Source organism: Sphingobium olei (assembly GCF_042678845.1).
Classification (GTDB): domain Bacteria; phylum Pseudomonadota; class Alphaproteobacteria; order Sphingomonadales; family Sphingomonadaceae; genus Sphingobium; species Sphingobium olei.
Genome location: NZ_JBHTLS010000134.1, coordinates 194,833 through 215,605 on the forward strand (window position 1 = coordinate 194,833; position 20,773 = coordinate 215,605).

The following is a 20,773-nucleotide window of genomic DNA, read 5'->3' on the forward strand; positions in this document are numbered from 1 at the left end:
GCAAGGCGCGAGAACGGCGTGACCTTCACCTCGGGCGATGGATGCTGAAGCAAGTTCAGCATGACGGATGTTTTTCCATGCTCCTCCACATCATCGCGCGCGGCAAGATCGGGCGCTCGCCCGAAGCCGAACTGGTCGATCGCTATGTGAAGCGGCTGACCATGCCGCACCGCATCACCGAAATGCCCGATCGGGGCGGCAAGCTGCCCCCCGCCGGTCCCGGCACGGTCACCGTCATGCTGGACGAAAAGGGCCGGCAGCTTTCCTCCATGGACTTCGCCCGCCGGATCGAGGGCTGGCGCGACGCGGGAACGCGCGAATGCCGCTTCCTGATCGGCGCGGCCGATGGGTTCGACGACGCGGAACGGGCGAATGCGGATCTGCTCATCGCCTTCGGCGCGATGACCTGGCCGCACATGATGGCCCGCGCCATGCTCGCCGAACAGCTCTGGCGCGCCTGTTCCATCCTCGCCGGCCATCCCTATCATCGCGAAGGCTAGCGCAACCAGCGCTTTACCCGTAATCACGTCGCCGGAGCGGGGACTTTTCAGGTGAAGCGGGCTTTCCTCATCGCGATCGGATTGACGGGCCTTCTTGCCCTGAGTTCCACGCGCCTGCCCGCCGCCGATGACGCAGCCATCATCCTGTCGGGCACCGCCGGCACCACGCTGGCGCAGGAGCAGCAGGCCCTCAAGGCCGCCCGCCGCCAGTCGGACGAAGCGCGCGACCGCTCGGCGCGGCTGGAGCAGCAGGCCGGCCTCGCCCGTGACGAGGCCGAGCAGGCCCGCCGCCGCGCCGCCGCGCTCGCCGCCCGCATCCAGCAGGCGGAAGCCGATATCCAGGCCGCCCGCGCGCGCATCGCCATCATCGCCCGGATGCAGCGCGTCCAGTCCGCCCGCCTCGCCGCGCGGCAGGAGCCGGTGGTGCGCCTCACCGCCGCGTTGCAGCTGATGGCTCGCCGCCCGACCGCGCTGGCGCTGGTGCAGCCCGGATCGATCGCGGATGCCGTCCATATGCGCGCCGTGCTGGGCCAAGTGCTGCCCGTCATCGAACAGCGCACCGCCGGCCTGCGGGCCGAACTCGACCGCAGCCGCGCGCTGCGCGCCACGGCACAACAGGCCGCCGACGCGCTGACGCAGGCGCAGTCCGACCGTAAGGCCCGGCAGGACGCGCTCGCCGCGCTGGAGGCGCAGAAGCGCCTTGCCGCCCGCGGCTATCGCGCCAATGCCGGACTCGAGAGCGAACGCGCGCTCGCCCTGGGCGAAAAGGCGCGCGACATCGTCGATCTGATGGACCGGCTGGAGCAGGCCGGCGACCTGCGCGATCGGCTCGCCGCCCTGTCTGGGCCGCTGCTTCGCCCCGCCCGGCCGGACCGCGCCGCCGCCCCCGCACCGGAGCGGGAAGCCTTTGCGGCGGGCCCCCCGCCTTACCGCCTACCGGTCATCGGCCAGCTCGTCACCGGCATGGGCGAGGTGAATGACGGCGGCGTGCGGTCACGCGGCCTGACGCTGGTGACGCAACCGGGCGCGCAGGCGATCGCGCCCACCGCCGGCCGCGTCGCCTTTGCCGGCCCCTATCGCGACTATGGCCAGATCCTCATCATCGATCATGGCCAGGGCTGGACCACGCTGATCACCGGCCTCCACCGTGTGACGGCGCAGGTGGGCGACAGCGTTCGACAGGGCGACCCGGTCGGCGTCACCGGCGCGGAACGGCCGAACATCACCGTCGAACTGCGCCGCAACGGTCGCCCGGTCGACATCGTGCCGCTGGTGGGGCTCGGCTAACCCGACGCTCATCGTCCAGCAACGACATTGGTCGAAGCGCGCTTTTGCGTTGCGCTGCGAATCGCCCTATATTGAGCCATTGATGCAGATTCCCAGGAAACCCATGAAATCGACTTTCCTCCAGGGCCCCATGCTTAGGGGAGTCCTTGCGCTCGGGGCGCTTGCGCTCATTCCGGCCACCACTGCGGCGCTCGCCGACGGGGAGGCGTCGAGCTACAAGGCGCTCGACGAATTCATGGACGTGTTCCAGAAGGTTCGCAGCGACTATGTCGAGAAGGTCGACGACGAAAAGCTGATCAAGGGCGCGATCGACGGCATGCTCGCCAGCCTCGACCCGCATTCGAGCTTCCTCGATGCGCGCGACTTCCAGAATCTGCGCACCCAGACCGAGGGCAGCTACGGCGGCCTTGGCCTCTCGGTCACGCAGGAGGACGGCGCAGTCAAGGTGATCGCGCCGACGCAGGACACCCCCGCCTGGCGCGCGGGGATCAAGGCGGGCGACTTCATCACCCATATCGACGGCCAGCTCATCTATGGCGGCACGCTGGACGAGGCGGTGGACAAGATGCGCGGGGCGCCGGGCACGTCCCTCAAGCTTACCATCGTCCGCGCCGGCCGCGACAAGCCCATCGACCTTACGCTCACGCGCGAGATCATTCAGCTGAAGCCCGTGAAGTGGGAAGTGAAGAACGGCATCGGCGTCATCAACATCGTCAGCTTCTCCGCCAACACCGGGGCGGACGTGCGCCAGGCGATCCGCAGCATCGACAAGAGCCTCGGCCACAAGCCCACCGGCTATGTGCTCGACCTGCGCTCCAACCCCGGCGGCCTCCTGGACGAGGCGGTGAGCGTCAGCGACGCCTTCCTTGAGCGGGGCGAGATCGTGTCGCAGCGCGGCCGCAACAAGGGCGATGTCGAACGCTATTATGCCAAGCCCGGCGACGATGCGAAGGGTCTGCCGGTCATCGTGCTGGTCGATGCGGGGTCCGCCTCCGCCTCCGAAATCGTCGCGGGCGCGCTGCAGGATCAGCATCGGGCGCTGGTGATGGGCGAACGCAGCTTCGGCAAGGGCTCGGTCCAGACCATGCTGCCGCTCAGCAACACCACGGCCCTCAAGCTCACCACCGCGCGCTACTTCACCCCGTCGGGCCGCAGCGTGCAGGAAGGCGGCATTCAGCCCGACATCCGCGTGCCCCAGCTCAGCGACCCCGATTACAAGGATCGGCCCAAATTCCGTGAAAGCGACCTGCGCCGCCACCTGATCAACGAGATCAAGACCGACGACAAGGCGCTGGAGGAGGATGCGAAGGACGATCCGCGCTTCACCATGTCCGCCGACGAGTTGAAGAAGAAGGGGATCGAGGACTTCCAGCTCGACTATGCGCTCAAGACCATCTCCCGCTTGGCGAGCACGCCCGGCGCGGCGCTGGCGCAGGCGGCTCCGGCTCCGCGCAAGACGGGCGGCAAATAGTCCGCCCTGTGCTGCCTGTATCCCGTTCTCCGCGAAGGGTGAGCGGGACGCAGGCAAGTTCAGCATGACGAAAGGATCGGAAGGCTCTAAGCATCCGGCATGAAGAGCCTTTCCCTCGCCCGCGCGCTTGCGCTCTTGACGCCGCTGGCGCTGCTGGGCGGCGCCTATGCCTCCCAATATCTGGGCGGCCTCCACCCGTGCCAAATGTGCTGGTGGCAACGTTACCCCCATATGGCCGCGATCCCGCTGGCGCTGCTCGCTTATCTGCTGCGCGGCCGCGCCTGCATAAGTGCGCTGTTTACCGGCCTTGCCGGCCTCGCCGTGGGCATCAGCGGCCTCATCGGCATCTTCCACGCCGGCGTCGAATATGGCTGGTGGGAAGGGCTCACCACCTGTTCGACGATGCCGACCGGCGGCAGCGGCGCGGACATGCTGAACCAGATCATGGCCAGTCCCCTCACCCGCTGCGATGTCGCGCCGTGGGATCTCTTCGGCATCTCGCTCGCGGGCTATAACGGCCTCTTGTCCGGGGCGGCCGCGCTCGCCATCTTGGTCCTGCTTCTGAAGTGGAGGAAGGCATGAGCGCTCCCCGCGATTTTCCCCGCCCGACCCGCACGGTGAGCCCGGCCGAACGTGCCGCCATGCTGCGCGTAGACCAGGCGGGCGAATATGGCGCGACGCGCATCTATGCCGGCCAGCTCGCGGTGATGGGGGATCGCCACCCCTATGCGCGCGTCATTGCCGGCATGGCTGCGCAGGAGGATCGCCATCGCGCGGCGTTCGACGCGATGATCGCCCGGCGCGGCGGCCGTCCGACCCTCCTGTCCCCGATCTGGTCCGTCGCCGGCTTCGCGCTGGGCGCTGTCACCGCCGCGATCGGCCCCAAGGCCGCGATGGCCTGCACCGCCGCGATCGAGACGGAGATCGATCGCCATTATGCGCAGCAGCTGGACGAGCTGGGCGAGGGCGACCCGGAACTCTCTGCCGCGATCACGGATTTCCAGGCGGAGGAAGTGGAGCATCGCGACGCCGCCATTGCCCATGGCGCGGAACAGGCGCCCGCCTACCCCCTGCTTTCGGGCGCGATCCGGCTGGGGTGCCGCGCCGCCATCGCGCTGTCGAAGCGCATCTGAAAAGGACGGACCGATGACCAAGACGCTCATGATCGCCGCCGCCGCGCTGATGGCGGGCGCATCGGCCCCCGCGCTGGCGCAGCAGGCAAGCGCGCCGACCGCCGTAACCGATCCAGGCAGCGAGAAGGTCAATATCGTCATCGTCTATGGCGAAGACGCCTGCCCGCAAAGCGGGGGCGACGACATCGTCGTGTGCGCGCGCAAGGGCGAGGAGGAACGCTATCGCATTCCCGAGCCGCTGCGCGGCGATCCCAACAAGCCCAGCAACCAGGCATGGGGCGAGCGCGTCCGATCGATGGAATATGTCGGCCGGTCCGGCACCGAAAGCTGCTCGCCTGTGGGCGCTGGCGGCGCGACCGGCTGCTTCGCGCAGCTCGCCCGCCTCGCCAAGGCGGAACGGCAGCAGGCCGACAATGCGAGCTGGAAGGATCTGGTGGAGGCCGAGCGCGCCAAGCGCCTGTCCACCATCGACGCCGATAGCAAGGCCATCGAGGCGCGGGTGAAGGCGGAGGAAGCCGCCGCCCAGCAGCAACAGTCCGCGCAACCCACACAGCCTGCGCAACCTTGACGGGTTGCGGCAGGCCATGCCGTCCATGGGAAAACGGGCTCGAAGAGGTCCGGCATAAAGGGGCGTATAAGGAATAGATATGATGCGCCGTCTGCACCTCCTGCCCCTTCTCGCGCTGCTCGCGCCCGCGCCGGTCCTTGCCCAGCCCGCGCCGCCACCGGAACGCACCATCAATCTTACCGTCTATGGCGACGATCCTTGCCCGCAAGGCCAGGGCGACGAGATCGTGGTCTGCGCCCGCCGCCCCGAGTCGGAACGCTACCGCATCCCCAAGAAGCTGCGCGAAAAGCCCGCCGTGGCTGGCGGCCCCGGCTGGGGCAGCCAGGTCGCGACGATGGAGCAGGTACAGCGCAATTCCACGCCCATGGGCTGTTCCGCCATCGGCGGCGCGAACACCGGCTGCTTCGCCCAGATGATGGCCCAATGGTTCGCCGAACGGCGGATGCAGGAAAGCCGCGGCGAACCCTGATCTACCGCGCGCCCTCCAGCGCCGCGCCCTCGTCCACCGTCGCGCGAAAATCCGGCCGCAGCTTCAGCCCCGCCGCCTGCTCATAGGCATAGCCCGCGTCGAGCAGCCTCTGCTCGGCATAGGCGCCCGCGATGAAGCTCAGTCCAACCGGCAATCCGCGCGCCAGCCCCATGGGCACGGTCAGGTGCGGATATCCCGCGATCGCCGCCGGCCCGGTCGACCCGCCCGGCCCCTCATATTGATCGCCCCACACCGTGTCAGACGGCCAGGCCGGCCCGTAGCTGATCGTCACCAGCAGGTCGACGCGATTGTCCGCCAGCATCGCGTCGATCCCCTCACGACCTGCGAGCCGCAACGACTTCTCCCGCGCCGCCTTGTAGGCGGGGTCGTCCAGCCCGGCCTTTGCCTGCGCCATGGCGAAAATCTCCTGCCCGAACAGCGGCATCTCCTTGTCCGCCTGGGCGCTATCGAAGGCGATGAGGTCGGCCAGCGTCCGCGTCGCCACCTGGTCGGGCCGGGTGGAGGCGAGATAGGCGTTCACGTCCGCCTTGAACTCATATTTCAGGACGTCGTAGCTCGCGTCCGACATGCCCTCCATCGCCGGCTTCTTCACCTCGACCAAAGTCGCACCCAATGTCTTGAGCACCGCCAGCGCCGCCTCGTACCGGGCGAGCAGATCCGGCTGCGCCCCGCCCCGCAGCACGCCGATCCGCATCCCCCTGATCTTCTTGGGATCGAGCGCGGCGGCATAGTCGCCCGCATGGGCCATGGCATTGGCGGTGGTGGGATCGCCGGGATCACTGGCGATCAGCGCGGAGAACAATATCGCCACATCGTGCACGCTGCGCGCCATCGGGCCGGCCGTGTCCTGGCTATGGCTGATCGGGACGATATGGGTGCGGGGGATGAGGCCGATCGTCGGCTTCAGCCCCACTAGCCCCATCATCGAGGACGGGCAGATGATCGACCCGTTGGTCTCGCTGCCGATTGCCGCCGGCGCGAAGCCCGCCGCCACCGCCGCACCCGACCCGCTTGACGATCCGCAGGTGGTGCGATCGAGAGCATAGGGGTTACGCGTGAGGCCGCCTACCGCGCTCCATCCGCTCATCGACCGTTCGGACCGGAAATTGGCCCATTCGCTCAAGTTCGTCTTGCCGAGAATGATCGCGCCCTTCGCCTTGAGCGCGGCGGCAACCGGCGAATCGCGGCCGGCATCGTTGCGCGCCAGCGCCAGCGATCCCGCCGTGGTCGGCATCCCCGCCGCCTCGATATTGTCCTTCAGCAGGATCGGCACACCATGCAGCGGCCCGCGCAGCTTCCCCGCGCGCCGTTCGGCGTCCAGCACCCGCGCCTGCGCGACTGCATCGGGATTGATCGTGATGATGCTGTTGATCCGCGGCCCCGTCCGATCCATCGCCGCGATGCGCTTCAGGTAGGCGCGCACCGCTTTCTCGCTGCTCGTGCGCCCGCTCGCCAGATCGGCGGACAGCGATGCTACGCCCTGATCCTCCATCCCCGCCTGCGCCGCCGGCGCGAACAGCAGGGCGGCGGCGATCGCGATCGGCATCTTCATCTTGGATAGGTCCGGTCCATATGGTCGATGCTCTTGACGATCAGCCGCTCCAATACCGCCATCCCGATTTCCCCCCGCTGCGCCATGCTTGCCATCTCCATGCCGCTCGACTAGAGGCTAGCGCGTCATCTGGGGAGTAGCCAGCCGTTCCAAATGGGACGGGCCATATGTCAACATATTTGGCCGAGAGGTCATGGCATATGGGATGTGTCGCCGTCCGTTAGGAACGGCCGCATCGGGCGAGACCAATGGCATCTTCGTTCTGTTGCCCGGCCGGGCGGAGGACGGTGATGGCATTGTGTCGATCGTCTCCGCCCGGCCCCGGAACGCCTGAATGGAAGCCCTTCTGACATCCGCCGCGCTGGTGGCGCTCGCCGAAATGGGCGACAAGACGCAGCTGCTGGCGATGCTGCTCGCCACCCGCTTCCGCAAGCCCGTGCCGATCATCCTCGGCATCTTCGGCGCGACCGTCGCCAATCATTTCCTCGCCGCGCTGGTCGGTCATTCGATCGCCGGCGTGCTGACCCAGCCCTGGTTCCGCTACGCCGTCGCTGCTTCCTTCATCCTCATGGCCGGCTGGACCCTGATCCCCGACAAGATCGACGCCGACGCCCCGCTCAAGGCGCCGTCGAAGGCGGGCGTGTTCATGACCACGCTGGTCGCCTTCTTCCTCGTCGAAATGGGCGACAAGACCCAGGTGGCGACAGTGGCGCTCGGCGCGCGCTTCGACAATCTGTTCGCCGTCACCATGGGCACCACGCTGGGCATGATGATCGCCAATGTCCCCGCCGTCCTGTTCGGCGAAGCGCTGGCGAAGAAAGTGCCGATGCGCGCGCTTCAGATCGGCGCGGCGCTGCTCTTCCTGCTGCTCGGCCTGTGGATGCTGGCCGATCTTCAGGGCTGGCTGGGCTAAAAAAGGGCGGCTGCTTGCGCGCGGCGGTTGTCAGCGCGCGGCGGCTGTTGCAAGGGGTTGAACCAGAGTCATCTACAACCTTTGAAAGACATGGGGTCCGCGTGATGAAGGACAGTCTCGTAACCATCTTCGGCGGCGGCGGCTTTCTGGGCCGGCAGGTCGCCCAGGCGCTGATGGCGCGCGGCGCGCGCGTGCGGATCGCGCAGCGCGACCTCGCCACCGCCGTCAAGGTGAAGCCGCTCGGCGCGCTGGGCCAGAGCCAGTTCGTCGCCGCCGACATCCGCAAGCCCGAAAGCGTGACCCGCGCCATCCATGGCAGCGACGTCGTGATCAACCTGGTCGGCATCCTGGCCGGCGACTTCGACGCGTTCCATCATCAGGGCGCGTCCAATGTCGCAAAGGCCGCCTCGGCAGCCGGCGTGACAGCGCTGGTCCATGTGTCGGCGATCGGCGCGGACCCGGAAAGCCCCTCCGCCTACGGCCGGTCCAAGGCGGCTGGCGAAGCCGCGGTCAAGGCGGCCTTCCCCAACGCCACCATCATCCGTCCCTCGATCATCTTCGGCCCGGAAGACCAGTTCCTCAACCGCTTTGCCGAAATCATCAGCATGGCGCCCGTCATCCCGGTCGTCAGCGGCGCGACCAAATTTCAGCCCGTCTATGTCGCGGACGTCGCCCACGCCATCGCGAATGCCGCGCAGGCGCCCGATCTCCACGGCGGGAAGACCTATGAAGTCGCCGGCCCGCAGGTCATGTCCCTGAAGGACATCAACGGCTGGATCGCGAAGACCATCGGTCGTGACAGGCCGCTGGTGGACGTGCCCGGCCCCTTCGCCTCGCTGCTGGCCATGCTGCCAGGCGGCCCCATCACCCGCGACCAGCTCGCGATGCTTGGCCGCGACAATATCGCCGTGTCGGGGGCGCAAGGCCTCGCCGCGCTCGGCGTGTCGCCCACGCCGCTTGCTGCCGTCGCGGACCGCTGGCTGGTGCGCTACCGCCGCCACGGCCGCTTCGCCGGCCGCGCGAAGGCCTGATCGACTGCGTATCGACCCCCTGTGATCGCGCCGGACCCGCTCAAGGCGGGGTTGGCGCGATCCTCTGATGCGAACCCTTCCTGTCGAGGAAGCGAGAACGGGAGCACGCCTGCATGGACCATATCCTCACCGTCATCCTGCTCGGCATCGTGGAGGGGCTCACCGAATTCCTGCCCGTCTCCTCGACCGGCCACCTCATCCTTGCCAGCGAGCTGCTGGGCTATGACGCGTCCACCTGGGCGATGTTCAACGTCATTATCCAGCTGGGCGCGATCTTGGCCGTGGTGGTGCTCTACTGGCGCACCTTCTGGGCGGTGGGCATGGGCCTGTTGCGCCGCGAGCCGGTCAGCTGGCGCTTCCTGCGCAACCTCATCCTCGCCTTCATTCCCGCGGCGGTGATCGGTCTCGTGCTGCACGACTATATCGAAATCCTGCTTGGCGCGCCGCATGTCGTCGCCTGGGCGCTGATCGCGGGCGGCATCGCTATCCTCCTCATCGAGCGCGCGGTGAAGGAACAGCGCTTCCATGGCATTGCGGACATCCCGCTCGTCCGGGTGTTGGGGATCGGCTTCATCCAGTGCCTTGCGATGGTTCCCGGCGTCAGCCGGTCCGGCGCGACGATCATGGGCGCGCTGACGCTGGGTGTGGAACGGCGCACCGCCGCCGAGTTCAGCTTCTTTCTCGCCATTCCCACGATGCTGGGCGCGACGGCGCTGGAACTGCTCAAGAAAGGCGACCAGCTAACCAGCGCGACGGTCGGCTGGGGCGACATCGCACTCGGCTTCGTCGTCTCCTTCGTTGTGGCGATCGTCGTCATTCGCGCCTTCGTCGGGCTGGTGTCGCGCCACGGTTTCGCGCCCTTCGCCTGGTATCGAATCATCGCCGGTGCGGCCGCGCTGATCTGGCTGGCGGCGCGATAAGGCCGCATCGGACCTATATCGCGCAAGATTGTTGCCAAGAAAATCGAGTAAATTCAATTCTGCCCAATAAATAGGTAATATTTGCTGTCTTATATTGCAGAATCCGCGTGACTCCGTGGGTTTTTCTGCTATCCGCGCTCCTGTCATTCAATCAGGGACGCATTCATGGCCGACAATCCGATGCTGAAGTTCGTGGGCTTGGGCCAATCCTACCCGGAAAAGCGCGCCGCTGACGATCGTGCGGACGATTTCCTCGAAATCAGCCGCAGCTTCCTGGTCCAGAAGGCGGAGGAGCAGGCGTCGCGCTGCTCGCAATGCGGCGTCCCCTATTGCGCCACCCATTGCCCACTGCACAACCATATTCCCGACTGGCTGCGCCTGACGGCGGAGGGCCGGCTGCGCGAAGCCTATGAGCTGTCCAACCTCACCTCCACCATGCCGGAAATCTGCGGCCGCATCTGCCCGCAGGATCGCCTGTGCGAAGGCAATTGCGTCATCGAATTTTCCGGCCACGGCGCGGTCACCATCGGGTCGGTCGAAAAATTCATCACCGACACCGCCTGGAAGGAAGGCTGGGTCGAACCGCTGGTTCCCGGCGCGCCGACCGGCCAGTCCATCGGTGTGATCGGTGCCGGCCCCGCCGGCCTCACCACGGCGGAATATCTGCGCGCGGCAGGGCATGACGTGCATGTCTATGACCGGCACGACCGCGCGGGCGGCCTGCTGACCTACGGCATTCCCGGCTTCAAGCTGGAAAAGGACGTCGTCATGCGCCGCGTCCAGCGCCTCAAGGACGGCGGCATCGTCTTCCACGAAAACTTCGAGGTCGGCCGCGACGCCAGCCTGGAAGAACTGCGCCAGCGCCATGACGCCATCCTGATCGCCACCGGCGTCTACAAGCCCCGCGACATCAAGGCGCCCGGCGTCGGCGCGGCGGGCGTGGTTAAGGCGCTCGACTATCTCACCGCGTCCAACAAGGCCGGCTTCGGCGACGCCGTGCCGGAACATGAGGACGGCACCCTGCTCGCCACCGGCAAGAATGTCGTCGTCATCGGCGGCGGCGACACGGCGATGGACTGTGTGCGCACCGCGATCCGCCAGGGCGCGAAGTCGGTGAAGTGCCTCTACCGCCGCGACCGGGACAATATGCCGGGGTCGCAGCGCGAAGTCGCCAATGCGGAAGAGGAAGGCGTCGAGTTCGTGTGGCTGACCGCCCCCATCGCCTTTGAAGGCACAAGCCAAGTGACCGGCGTCAAGGTGACGAAGATGCGCCTCGGCCAGCCCGACGCGTCGGGCCGCCGCGCGCCCGAACCGGACCCCGGCAGCGAGCACACGCTGGAAGCCGATCTCGTCATCAAGGCGCTGGGCTATGATCCGGAGGATCTGCCCAGGCTGTTCGGCTCGGACGACCTTTCCGTCACCCGCTGGGGTACGCTGCGCGTCGATCACAAGACGATGATGACCAGCATGGACGGCGTGTTCGCCGCCGGCGACATCGTGCGTGGCGCGAGCCTTGTCGTCTGGGCCATCCGCGACGGCCGCGACGTCACCGAACATATGCATCGTTATTTGCGTGCGAAGGCGAAGGCCGCAGCCGGCGAAAGGGTCGCGGCATGAGGCACCTGCTCGCCATCCCGCTGCTGGCGCTGGCCGTCCCCGCTCTGGCGCAGGCTTCGGCGGCGCCTACATCCGTCGAAACTCTTGCGCCGGTCGATCCCGCCTTGCTCGCCAAGGCCCGACCCATCGCCGCCGTCATCATCCCCGATGGGGTCATGACCCGCATGATGGGCCCCATGATGCAGAAGATGATCGGTCCGATGCTTGACGGCATGACGAAGATGCCGGTGCGCGATCTCATGAAGGCCGGCGGCATGGACCCGGCGCAGGCCGATCGCCTCAGCCCCGCCACGATCGAGCAGGTCGTGACCATCGTCGATCCTGCCTATCGTGAGAGGATGCACATCATGATGGGGGGCATGATGCCTGCCCTTGGCCGGTTCATGAGCCGCTACGAACCCGACATGCGCGAAGGCATGGCCGAAGCCTTCGCCAGCCGATACACCGCCGCGGAGCTCGACCAGATCGGGGCGTTCATGCGGACGCCGGCCGGTGCGCGGTTCGGCGGGGGCTTCATGGAGCTTGCGACCGATCCCCATTATATCGGGAAGGTCACGTCGATGATGCCCGCATTGATGCAGGCCATGCCCGACATCATGAAGGAGTCGCAGGCGCAGCTCGCAAAGCTGCCCAAGCCCCGCTCCTACAAGGATCTTACCCCAGCCGAACGCCAGCGCCTCGAAACGCTGCTCGGCGCAGACGCCAAGAAGGTCGCACAATGATGGACCACATGGAATCCGAACGCCTCCGCCTCGCGCGCGAAGGCATGTACCGCCCCGAATTCGAAGGCGACGCCTGTGGCGTGGGCTTGGTCGCAGCGACCGATGGCCGCCCTTCGCGGCGCGTGGTCGCCTCCGCCATCGATGCGCTGAAGGCCGTGTGGCATCGCGGCGCGGTCGACGCGGACGGCAAGACCGGCGACGGCGCTGGCATCCATGTCGACCTGCCGGTGCGCTTCTTCGACGACGCGATCGCGGATTCGGGCCACAAGCCGCTGCCCAACCGGCTCGCCGTCGGCATGATCTTCCTGCCGCGCACGGACCTTTCGGCACAGGAAACCTGCCGCACCATCGTCGAGGCGGAGATCATCGACGCGGGCTACACCATCTATGGCTGGCGCCAGGTGCCGGTCGACGTGTCGGTCATCGGTGAAAAGGCGCAGCGCACGCGGCCCGAGATCGAGCAGATCATGATCGCCGGCCCCATGCCGGAGGAACGCGACGTCGCTGAGTTCGAGAAGGATCTCTACCTCATCCGCCGCCGGATCGAGAAGAAGGTGATCGCCGCGCAGATCCAGGATTTCTACGTCTGCTCGCTGTCCTGCCGCTCGATCATCTACAAGGGGCTGTTCCTCGCCGAATCGCTGTCGGTCTTCTACCCCGACCTTCAGGACGAACGGTTCGAAAGCCGCGTCGCGATCTTCCACCAGCGCTATTCCACCAACACCTTCCCGCAATGGTGGCTGGCCCAGCCGTTCCGCACGCTGGCGCATAATGGCGAGATCAACACGATCCGCGGCAACAAGAACTGGATGAAGAGCCACGAGATCAAGATGGCCTCCCTGGCGTTCGGCGAACAGTCGGAGGACATCAAGCCCGTGATCCCCGCCGGCGCATCCGACACCGCCGCCCTCGACGCGGTGTTCGAGGCGATCTGCCGCTCGGGCCGCGACGCGCCCACGGCCAAGCTCATGCTCGTCCCCGAAGCCTGGCAGTCGGACAGCGCCGACCTGCCAAAGCCCCATGCGGACATGTATGAATATCTCGCCTCCGTGATGGAACCGTGGGACGGCCCGGCCGCGCTCGCCATGACGGACGGCCGCTGGGTCGTCGCCGGCGTGGACCGCAACGCATTGCGGCCGCTGCGCTATACGCTGACCGGCGACAATCTGCTGATCGTCGGCTCCGAAACCGGCATGGTCGTGGTGCCCGAAACCACCATCGTCAAGAAGGGCCGCATGGGCCCCGGCCAGATGATCGCCGTCGATCTCAACGAAGGCGAGATCTATGATGATCGCGCGATCAAGGACCGGATCGCCGCCGAGCGCCCCTATGGCGACCTCATCAAGGACTTCCTGACCGTCAACGACCTGGCGGAAGCGCCCAGCGCGCTGCCGGTCTGGGACAAGACGGAACTCACCCGCCGCCAGGTCGCCGCCAACCTGACGCTGGAGGATATGGAGCTGATCCTCAGCCCCATGGTCGAGGATGCGAAGGAAGCGGTCGGCTCCATGGGCGACGATACGCCGCTCGCCGTCATTTCCGACAAGCCGCGCACGATCAGCCATTTCTTCCGGCAGAATTTCAGCCAGGTCACGAACCCGCCAATCGATCCGCTGCGCGAACGCTATGTCATGAGCCTCAAGACGCGCTTTTCCAACCTCCACAACATTCTGGAGGAAGGGGCGCAGAACAGCCATGTGCTGGTGCTCGATTCGCCCGTCGTCACCAGCGCCGAATGGGCGCGGCTAAAGGCCTATTTCGGCCCGGCCGTGGCGGAAATCGACTGCACCTTCCCGTCGAGCGGCGGGCAGGAGCAATTGCGCGCCGCGATCCGCCGCATCCGCGAGGAGGCGGAGCAGGCCGTGCGCGAAGGCCGCACCGAAATCTTCCTGACGGACGAGGGCGTCAGCGCCGACCGCGTCGCGATCCAGGGCGTCCTCGCCGCCGCCGCCGTACACACCCATCTGGTGCGCAAGGGGCTGCGCTCCTACGCATCGATCAACGTCCGTTGCTCCGAAGCGATCGACACCCATTATTTCGCGGTGTTGATCGGCGTGGGCGCGACCACGGTGAACGCCTATCTGGCCGAAGCCAGTATCGCGGACCGGCACGCGCGCGGCCTGTTCGGCGACCTCAGCTTCGACCAGTGCGTCGAACGCTATCGCACCGCGATCAACGAAGGCCTGCTGAAGATCATGTCCAAGATGGGCATCGCGGTCATCAGCTCCTATCGCGGCGGCTATAATTTCGAGGCGGTGGGCCTGTCCCGCGCGCTGGTGAACGATCTCTTCCCCGGCATGCCGGCCAAGATTTCGGGCGAAGGCTATGCCTCGCTCCATTACAGCGCGATGCTGCGCCACGAAAAGGCGTTCGAGGCCGCGGTCGTCCGCCTGCCGGTCGGCGGCTTCTATCGCCAGCGCAACGGGGGCGAAAGCCACGCCTATTCGGCGCAGCTCATGCACCTGCTCCAGACCGCCGTGGCGACCGACAGCTATTCGACCTATCTGCAATTCTCGCGCGGCGTGCGCGACCTGCCGCCGGTCTATCTGCGCGATCTGATGGAGTTCAACTTCGCCCGCGAAGCCGTCCCCATTGACGAGGTCGAGGCGACCACCGAAATCCGCAAGCGCTTCGTGACGCCGGGCATGAGCCTGGGCGCACTCTCGCCCGAAGCGCACGAGACGCTCGCCATCGCGATGAACCGCATCGGCGCCAAGGCCGTGTCCGGCGAAGGCGGCGAGGATGCGAACCGCTTCAAGCCCTATGAGAATGGCGACAACGCCAATTCGGTCATCAAGCAGATCGCGTCCGGCCGGTTCGGCGTCCATGCGGAATATCTGGGCTCCGCCGAGGAGATCGAGATCAAGGTTGCGCAGGGCGCCAAGCCCGGCGAGGGCGGCCAGCTACCCGGCTTCAAGGTGACGGAGTTCATCGCGAAGCTGCGCCATTCGACGCCCGGCGTGACGCTCATCTCGCCGCCGCCGCACCACGACATCTATTCGATCGAGGATCTCGCGCAGCTCATCTACGACTGCAAGCAGATCAACCCGCGCGCGAAGGTGTGCGTGAAGCTAGTGAGCCAGGCCGGCATCGGCACCGTGGCCGCGGGCGTGGCGAAGGCCCATGCCGACGTCATCCTGGTCGCCGGCCATGTCGGCGGCACCGGCGCATCGCCTCAGACCAGCATCAAATATGCCGGCACCCCCTGGGAAATGGGCCTATCCGAAACCAATCAGGTGCTGACCCTCAATGGCCTGCGCCATCGTGTGAAGCTGCGCACCGATGGCGGCCTCAAGACCGGCCGCGACATCGTCATCGCCGCGATCCTGGGCGCGGAGGAATATGGCATCGGGACGCTGAGCCTCGTCGCCATGGGCTGCATCATGGTGCGCCAGTGCCACAGCAACACCTGTCCGGTGGGCGTGTGCGTGCAGGACGAAAAGCTGCGTCAGAAATTCACCGGCACGCCGGAGAAGGTCATCAACCTCATGACCTTCATCGCGGAGGAAGTGCGCGAAATCCTTGCCCGGCTGGGCTTCCGCAGCCTGGACGAGGTGATCGGCCGCACCGAACTCTTGAAGCAGGTCAATCGCGGCGCGGAGCATCTGGACGATCTCGACCTCAACCCTATCCTCGCCAAGGTGGACGCGCCGGACGACCAGCGCCGCTTCAGCCTGGACGGACGCAACCCGGTTCCCGACAGTCTGGACGCGCAAATGATGAAGGACGCGCGCGCCGTATTCGAACGCGGCGAAAAGATGCAGCTCACCTATACGGTGCGCAACACGCACCGCGCGGTGGGCACCCGCCTGTCGGCCGCCGTCACCGAACGGTTCGGCATGTCGACGCTGGCGGACGGGCACCTGACCGTCCGGCTGCGCGGAAGCGCGGGCCAGTCGCTGGGCGCGTTCCTGTGCAAGGGCATCACCCTGGAAGTGTTCGGCGACGCCAACGACTATGTAGGCAAGGGACTTTCGGGCGGCATCATCAAGGTGCGCACCACCGTCTCCTCGCCGCTGTCGTCGAAGGACAACACCATCATCGGCAACACCGTCCTCTACGGCGCGACCAGCGGCAAGCTGTTCGCCGCAGGGCAGGCGGGCGAGCGCTTCGCCGTCCGCAATTCGGGCGCGCAGGTCGTGGTCGAAGGCTGCGGCGCGAACGGCTGCGAATATATGACCGGCGGCACGGCGGTCATCCTGGGCAAGGTCGGCGCGAATTTCGGCGCTGGCATGACCGGCGGCATGGCCTTCATCCTCGACGAGGACGGCAGCTTCGCCGCGCAGGCCAACCCCGAAAGCATCGTCTGGCAGCGGCTCGACAGCGCCCATTGGGAAGCGCAGGTGAAGGCGCTGATCGCCGAACATGCCGTGGCGACCGACAGCCGCTGGTCGAACACCATCCTCGACGATTGGGATCGCTGGCGCCGCTACATCTGGCAGGTTTGCCCGAAGGAGATGGTGAACCGCCTGGCTCATCCCCTGAGCGACGCGTCGGCCGTAACCGTCGCCGCCGAATGATGGCTATTGCAGCGCCGCTGTCCTGACGAGGGGCGGCGCTTCAGCTTCTGTCGCAACAGGGGCAGCCTGCCCGCCCATTTCGCCACGGGCGAAGCGGGCGACATTGTCCGGCAGTGGATCGACCTGCGCCGTCGACGGCTCGTCCGCAAGCGTCGGCGAAGGATCGTCGGCCGGCAGCTGCGCATAATAATCGCGCACGACGCGGTCTCCACTGTCACTGGCGGACAGACCGCTGTCCCAGCCGGCGTTTTCGGCGCGCCAGCGACGCTCCTCCAGGCTCGGCCCACAGCCGGTGCACTTGACCTCGACCGGACCCGCCATCGCCACAGTCGCTTCCGGCTGGGTTGTGCCGGCCGCGTAGGAAGCATCCTCCACCGGCTCGTCGACCACCGATCGCGGCTGGCTGGTCGCATAGGAACCCAGGCTCACGCCCATGACCATCGCGGCCGCCAAAGTCGCGCCCGCCGGCATCCAGTTTATCAGCGGCATAACCCTGTCTCCCGCGCCTCACGGCCCTCTCCTGCCGCGCGGCGTCATCGTCTCCGATCGATCATAACGCAAAGTGCGATCGGTTGTTGCATGACCCAAAAGCCTTTGCTAAGGGCCGCCTCCTACCAAGGCACCGGCCCCGCCGGTTTCCCTGTTGATGTGCGGTCGTGGCGGAATTGGTAGACGCGCAACGTTGAGGTCGTTGTGGCCGAAAGGCCGTGGAAGTTCGAGTCTTCTCGACCGCACCATCACCCCTGACAGCAGCATTATCCGCTAAAGCCGGGCAGGCCGCTCCAGCGTACCTTTGGCGTCACACAGCAAAACGGCCGGCGAGACCCGAAAGCCCCGCCAGCCGCTTCCCGTCCCCTTGTGCGGGATGTCAGATCGTCCGCACCCATCCGGCCGGATCGGCCACCGTGCCGCGCTGGATGCCGGTCAGCTCCGCGCGCAGGCTGTCGGTCACGATGCCGCCATCGCCATTGCCGACCGTGAAGTCGCCGCCCACGCTCTTGACCGTGCCGATGGGGGTCACCACCGCCGCGGTGCCGCAGGCGAATGCTTCGCGCAGGCGGCCGCTCGCGGCGTCCTCGCGCCACTGGGCGAAGCTGTAGGGTTCCTCGCGCACCTCATGCCCCTTGGCGCGGGCCAGGCTGATGATCGAATTGCGGGTGATGCCGGGCAGGATAGTGCCGGTCAGCGGCGGGGTGACGATCGACCCGTCGTCCATCACGAAGAAGACGTTCATGCCGCCCAGTTCCTCGACCCACTTATTCTCCGCCGCGTCGAGGAAGACGACCTGGTCGCAGCCATGGCCGATCGCTTCCTTCTGCGCCACCAGGCTGGCGGCATAGTTGCCGCCGCACTTGGCCGCACCCGTGCCGCCCCGCGCCGCGCGGGTATAATGTTCCGACACCCACAAAGTCACCGCCTTCTTGCCGCCCTTGAAATAGGCGCCCGCGGGCGATGCGATCACACAGAAGATATATTCGTTGGACGGGCGCACACCCAGAAATGCCTCGCTGGCGAACTGGAAGGGCCGCAGGTACAGGCTGCCCTCCCCGCCGGGAATCCAGTCGGCGTCGATCCTCACCAGCTCCTCGCACGCTTCCAGGAACAGATCTTCCGGCAGCACCGGCATGGCGAGCCGCTCGGCCGAATCCGCAAAGCGTCGGGCATTTTCCTCCGGCCGGAACATGGCGATCCGCCCGTCCCCCAGCCGATAGGCCTTCATGCCCTCAAAAATCTCCTGCGCATAATGGAGCACGGCGCAGGCCGGGTCCATTTCGAAGGGCTTGCGCGGCTCGACCTTGTGGCTGTGCCATCCCTGCCCCTCGGTGTAGCGGATCGTCACCATATGGTCGGTGAAGAGCCGGCCGAACCCGGGATCCTCAAGCAGTACGGCGCGCTCGTTCGCCGCGACAGCCTGGCTGTTGCGGGTGACGGTGAAGCGCGACATCTGCTCGGCGGCCATTGTGAGTCTCCTTGGGTCTGGCTCGAAGGGGCCGCCTATGTCACAGAGCGGCCCATGAAACAATGGGTCATATATACTGACCAATTTCGGATGGCGACGGCCAGCCGGGTCATGCTGGCCTCTTCTCGACCGGTTGCAGCCCCGCTATCGCTCCCGTCCATGCACTTCTTTTCCGACAATACGACGCCCGTCTGCCCGCCCGTCATGGCTGCGATCGCCGCCGCAGACCATGCCGACCATGGCTATGACGGCGACGCCTGGAGCGCCCGGCTGGACGGCGCCTTTTCCACACTGTTCGAAACGGAAGTGAGGGCGCTGTGGGTCGCGACCGGCACGGCAGCAAACTGCATCGCGCTCGCGACGCTTTGCCCGCCCTATGGCGGTATCCTCACGCATGAAGAGGCGCATATCGTCGCCGACGAATGCGGCGCGCCGGGCTTCTTCACCCACGGCGCGACGCTGATGACGCTACCCGGCGACGGCGCGAAGCTGACGCCCGACATGGTGGCCGGCCGGCTTGCGACGATCCGCGGGGACGTACACCAGTCGCCCGCCCGCGCGATCAGCATCACGCAGGCGACCGAATATGGCCGTGTCTATACGCCCGCCGAAGTCGCCGCGCTGGGCGACCTTGCCCGCGCTCATGGTCTTGGCTTCCACATGGACGGCGCGCGCTTCGCCAATGCGATCGCGCACCTGGGCTGCGCGCCCGCCGACATTACATGGCGTGCCGGAGTGGACGCGCTCTCCTTCGGCTGCGTCAAGAATGGCGGCATGGTGGGGGAGGCTTTGCTCTTCTTCGGCCCGCAGGCGGACGCACGCGCCACTGAAGCCAAGCGCTGGCGCAAGCGGTCAGGCCATCTCTTTTCCAAGGGCCGCTATCTTGCCGCCCAAATCCTCGCAATGATCGAAGACGACCTGTGGCTCGCCAACGCCCGCGCCGCCAACGCCGCCGCGCAGGCGCTGGCGCAGAGCGTCCCAACCCGCCTGCTCCACCCGGTGGAAGCCAACGAGCTCTTCCTCCGCCTGAGCGCCCGGGAGGCCGCGCAGTTGCGCGCCGCAGGCTTCGACTTCTACGACTGGGGCGAAGGCGCGGCCCGGCTGGTCACCAACTGGGCGCAGGATGCCGCGAGCGTCGCCCCGCTCGCCGCCGCGTTGAAGGCGCTCGATCCGTGAGCGCACCAAAAGGCGGCGTCGCCCTCCCCTTCATTCTCGTCACCCTGATCTGGAGTTCGACCTGGATCGTCATCCGCGATCAGATCGGGTCGGTCCCGGCCAGCTGGTCGGTCTGCTACCGCTTCCTGCTCGCCGGGGTCGCCATGGCGATCTTCGCGAAGATGCGGCGGGTGCCGCTCGGCATCGGCCCCGCCGGGCTGCTGTTCGCGGCCGCGCTGGGCGTCGCGCAGTTCGTCATGAACTTCAATTTCGTCTACCGCGCCGAACATTTCCTGACGTCGGGCGTGGTCGCCGTCCTCTACGCGATGCTGCTCATCCCCAATTCGATTCTGGCCTGGCTGATCTTCCGCCAGCCGGTCAGCCGCGCCTTCATCGGCGGATCGATCGTGGCGGTGACGGGCATCGTCCTCATGCTGCTACACGAATATCGCGCCGCGTCATTGGTAGGTGGGGCGGTCCAGCCTGAAGCCGTGCTGCTGGGCGCGGCCTTCTCGATCGCAGGACTGCTCAGCGCATCGGCCGCCAACGTCATGCAGGGGATGCAGATCGCCCGGCGGCTGCCGATGGTGGCGGTGCTGACATGGGCGATGCTGATCGGCGCGGCGCTGGACGCGGCGCTCGCCTGGGCGACGGTCGGCCCACCTGTGTTCAACACCCGCCCCCCCTATCTGCTGGGCGTCGCCTGGCTGGGCATAGCGGGATCGGTCGTCACCTTCCCGCTCTATTTCAGCCTGATCCAGCGGATGGGGGCAGGGCGCGCCGCCTATACCAGTGTCCTCATCCCGGTCATAGCAATGCTCATCTCGACGCTGGTCGAGGGCTATCGCTGGTCGCCGCTCGCCATTGCGGGCGCGCTGCTGGCAGTGGCGGGCATGGCGATCGCCCTGCGCGCCAAGGCGGCATGACGGCGCGG

The 20,773-nt window shown here is 66.9% G+C and carries 18 protein-coding genes, 1 tRNA gene and 1 riboswitch; of the genes, 16 read left to right on the forward strand and 3 right to left on the reverse strand.

Annotated elements, in window-relative coordinates:
- The first annotated feature begins 77 nt into the window (after positions 1-77).
- The 7 genes from ACFQ24_RS18965 to ACFQ24_RS18995 all read left to right on the forward strand — a co-directional run bounded on the left by ACFQ24_RS18965 (position 78) and on the right by ACFQ24_RS18995 (position 5,428).
- Entirely contained in the window at positions 78-500 is a 423-nt protein-coding gene (locus ACFQ24_RS18965; RefSeq protein ID WP_380914072.1) for a 23S rRNA (pseudouridine(1915)-N(3))-methyltransferase RlmH, read from the forward strand.
- A gap of 51 nt (positions 501-551) precedes the next feature.
- Positions 552-1,787 carry a murein hydrolase activator EnvC family protein gene (locus ACFQ24_RS18970; protein ID WP_380914074.1) on the forward strand — a complete coding sequence of 412 codons (1,236 nt, stop codon included), beginning with the start codon at positions 552-554 and terminating at the stop codon, positions 1,785-1,787.
- Positions 1,788-1,890: 103 nt separating this feature from the next.
- Positions 1,891-3,258 (forward strand): S41 family peptidase, encoded by a 1,368-nt coding sequence (locus tag ACFQ24_RS18975; RefSeq protein WP_380914076.1) that lies wholly within the window; start codon positions 1,891-1,893, stop codon positions 3,256-3,258.
- A 99-nt stretch (positions 3,259-3,357) separates the two neighbouring features.
- On the forward strand, positions 3,358-3,840 hold the full coding sequence (locus ACFQ24_RS18980; protein WP_380914077.1) for a disulfide bond formation protein B: 483 nt from the start codon (positions 3,358-3,360) through the stop codon (positions 3,838-3,840).
- Positions 3,837-4,391 carry a demethoxyubiquinone hydroxylase family protein gene (locus tag ACFQ24_RS18985; protein WP_380914079.1) on the forward strand — a complete coding sequence of 185 codons (555 nt, stop codon included), beginning with the start codon at positions 3,837-3,839 and terminating at the stop codon, positions 4,389-4,391. The genes ACFQ24_RS18980 and ACFQ24_RS18985 overlap by 4 nt, the downstream gene beginning before the upstream one ends.
- 13 nt (positions 4,392-4,404) lie before the next feature.
- Positions 4,405-4,959, forward strand: a complete 555-nt coding sequence (locus ACFQ24_RS18990; RefSeq protein WP_380914081.1) for a hypothetical protein — start codon at positions 4,405-4,407, stop codon at positions 4,957-4,959.
- Positions 4,960-5,041: 82 nt separating this feature from the next.
- The gene (locus tag ACFQ24_RS18995) at positions 5,042-5,428 is read left to right on the forward strand and encodes a hypothetical protein (protein WP_380914390.1); all 387 of its coding nucleotides are present in this window, start codon (positions 5,042-5,044) and stop codon (positions 5,426-5,428) included.
- 1 nt (position 5,429) lies between these two features.
- Here the strand turns inward: ACFQ24_RS18995 and ACFQ24_RS19000 are convergent, their stop codons facing one another.
- On the reverse strand, positions 5,430-7,001 hold the full coding sequence (locus ACFQ24_RS19000) for an amidase (RefSeq protein ID WP_380914083.1): 1,572 nt from the start codon (positions 6,999-7,001) through the stop codon (positions 5,430-5,432).
- Positions 7,002-7,119: 118 nt separating this feature from the next.
- Positions 7,120-7,238, forward strand: a riboswitch (yybP-ykoY riboswitch).
- A gap of 97 nt (positions 7,239-7,335) precedes the next feature.
- On the opposite strand from ACFQ24_RS19000, the gene ACFQ24_RS19005 reads away from it, so the two are divergent.
- The 6 genes from ACFQ24_RS19005 to gltB all read left to right on the forward strand — a co-directional run bounded on the left by ACFQ24_RS19005 (position 7,336) and on the right by gltB (position 16,724).
- Complete coding sequence (locus ACFQ24_RS19005) at positions 7,336-7,914, forward strand: TMEM165/GDT1 family protein (RefSeq protein ID WP_380914085.1); 579 nt, start codon at positions 7,336-7,338, stop codon at positions 7,912-7,914.
- 104 nt (positions 7,915-8,018) lie between these two features.
- Positions 8,019-8,945: a complex I NDUFA9 subunit family protein gene (locus tag ACFQ24_RS19010; RefSeq protein ID WP_380914087.1), complete on the forward strand. Its 927-nt coding sequence runs from the start codon at positions 8,019-8,021 to the stop codon at positions 8,943-8,945.
- 113 nt (positions 8,946-9,058) lie between these two features.
- On the forward strand, positions 9,059-9,865 hold the full coding sequence (locus tag ACFQ24_RS19015; RefSeq protein WP_380914089.1) for an undecaprenyl-diphosphate phosphatase: 807 nt from the start codon (positions 9,059-9,061) through the stop codon (positions 9,863-9,865).
- A gap of 165 nt (positions 9,866-10,030) precedes the next feature.
- Positions 10,031-11,482 carry an NAD(P)-dependent oxidoreductase gene (locus ACFQ24_RS19020; RefSeq protein ID WP_380914091.1) on the forward strand — a complete coding sequence of 484 codons (1,452 nt, stop codon included), beginning with the start codon at positions 10,031-10,033 and terminating at the stop codon, positions 11,480-11,482.
- On the forward strand, positions 11,479-12,204 hold the full coding sequence (locus ACFQ24_RS19025) for a DUF2059 domain-containing protein (protein ID WP_380914093.1): 726 nt from the start codon (positions 11,479-11,481) through the stop codon (positions 12,202-12,204). The genes ACFQ24_RS19020 and ACFQ24_RS19025 overlap by 4 nt, the downstream gene beginning before the upstream one ends.
- Positions 12,204-16,724 carry a glutamate synthase large subunit gene (gene gltB / locus ACFQ24_RS19030; protein WP_380914392.1) on the forward strand — a complete coding sequence of 1,507 codons (4,521 nt, stop codon included), beginning with the start codon at positions 12,204-12,206 and terminating at the stop codon, positions 16,722-16,724. The genes ACFQ24_RS19025 and gltB overlap by 1 nt, the downstream gene beginning before the upstream one ends.
- Before the next feature lie 3 nt (positions 16,725-16,727).
- Here gltB and ACFQ24_RS19035 read toward each other — a convergent pair whose 3' ends face one another.
- The gene (locus tag ACFQ24_RS19035; RefSeq protein WP_380914095.1) at positions 16,728-17,213 is read right to left on the reverse strand and encodes a hypothetical protein; all 486 of its coding nucleotides are present in this window, start codon (positions 17,211-17,213) and stop codon (positions 16,728-16,730) included.
- A gap of 161 nt (positions 17,214-17,374) precedes the next feature.
- Here ACFQ24_RS19035 and ACFQ24_RS19040 point away from each other — a divergent pair.
- A tRNA-Leu gene (locus tag ACFQ24_RS19040) sits at positions 17,375-17,461 on the forward strand.
- Between the two features lie 131 nt (positions 17,462-17,592).
- Here ACFQ24_RS19040 and ACFQ24_RS19045 read toward each other — a convergent pair.
- Positions 17,593-18,684: a branched-chain amino acid aminotransferase gene (locus ACFQ24_RS19045; protein ID WP_380914097.1), complete on the reverse strand. Its 1,092-nt coding sequence runs from the start codon at positions 18,682-18,684 to the stop codon at positions 17,593-17,595.
- A 159-nt stretch (positions 18,685-18,843) separates the two neighbouring features.
- On the opposite strand from ACFQ24_RS19045, the gene ACFQ24_RS19050 reads away from it, so the two are divergent.
- Entirely contained in the window at positions 18,844-19,860 is a 1,017-nt protein-coding gene (locus ACFQ24_RS19050; protein ID WP_380914099.1) for a threonine aldolase family protein, read from the forward strand.
- Positions 19,857-20,765, forward strand: a complete 909-nt coding sequence (locus ACFQ24_RS19055) for a DMT family transporter (RefSeq protein WP_380914101.1) — start codon at positions 19,857-19,859, stop codon at positions 20,763-20,765. Before ACFQ24_RS19050 ends, ACFQ24_RS19055 begins: the two co-directional genes overlap by 4 nt.
- Positions 20,766-20,773 lie beyond the last annotated feature (8 nt).

What these genes read in the sequence shown, in the direction of transcription:
- ACFQ24_RS18965 (WP_380914072.1), top strand. Translation starts at nt 78, where the DNA reads ATGCTCCTCCACATCATCGCGCGCGGCAAGATCGGGCGCTCGCCCGAA.
- ACFQ24_RS18975 (WP_380914076.1), top strand. Translation starts at nt 1,891, where the DNA reads ATGAAATCGACTTTCCTCCAGGGCCCCATGCTTAGGGGAGTCCTTGCG.
- ACFQ24_RS18980 (WP_380914077.1), top strand. Translation starts at nt 3,358, where the DNA reads ATGAAGAGCCTTTCCCTCGCCCGCGCGCTTGCGCTCTTGACGCCGCTG.
- ACFQ24_RS18985 (WP_380914079.1), top strand. Translation starts at nt 3,837, where the DNA reads ATGAGCGCTCCCCGCGATTTTCCCCGCCCGACCCGCACGGTGAGCCCG.
- ACFQ24_RS18990 (WP_380914081.1), top strand. Translation starts at nt 4,405, where the DNA reads ATGACCAAGACGCTCATGATCGCCGCCGCCGCGCTGATGGCGGGCGCA.
- ACFQ24_RS18995 (WP_380914390.1), top strand. Translation starts at nt 5,042, where the DNA reads ATGCGCCGTCTGCACCTCCTGCCCCTTCTCGCGCTGCTCGCGCCCGCG.
- ACFQ24_RS19000 (WP_380914083.1), bottom strand. Translation starts at nt 7,001, where the DNA reads ATGAAGATGCCGATCGCGATCGCCGCCGCCCTGCTGTTCGCGCCGGCG.
- ACFQ24_RS19005 (WP_380914085.1), top strand. Translation starts at nt 7,336, where the DNA reads ATGGAAGCCCTTCTGACATCCGCCGCGCTGGTGGCGCTCGCCGAAATG.
- ACFQ24_RS19010 (WP_380914087.1), top strand. Translation starts at nt 8,019, where the DNA reads ATGAAGGACAGTCTCGTAACCATCTTCGGCGGCGGCGGCTTTCTGGGC.
- ACFQ24_RS19015 (WP_380914089.1), top strand. Translation starts at nt 9,059, where the DNA reads ATGGACCATATCCTCACCGTCATCCTGCTCGGCATCGTGGAGGGGCTC.
- ACFQ24_RS19020 (WP_380914091.1), top strand. Translation starts at nt 10,031, where the DNA reads ATGGCCGACAATCCGATGCTGAAGTTCGTGGGCTTGGGCCAATCCTAC.
- ACFQ24_RS19025 (WP_380914093.1), top strand. Translation starts at nt 11,479, where the DNA reads ATGAGGCACCTGCTCGCCATCCCGCTGCTGGCGCTGGCCGTCCCCGCT.
- gltB (WP_380914392.1), top strand. Translation starts at nt 12,204, where the DNA reads ATGGACCACATGGAATCCGAACGCCTCCGCCTCGCGCGCGAAGGCATG.
- ACFQ24_RS19035 (WP_380914095.1), bottom strand. Translation starts at nt 17,213, where the DNA reads ATGCCGCTGATAAACTGGATGCCGGCGGGCGCGACTTTGGCGGCCGCG.
- ACFQ24_RS19045 (WP_380914097.1), bottom strand. Translation starts at nt 18,684, where the DNA reads ATGGCCGCCGAGCAGATGTCGCGCTTCACCGTCACCCGCAACAGCCAG.
- ACFQ24_RS19050 (WP_380914099.1), top strand. Translation starts at nt 18,844, where the DNA reads ATGCACTTCTTTTCCGACAATACGACGCCCGTCTGCCCGCCCGTCATG.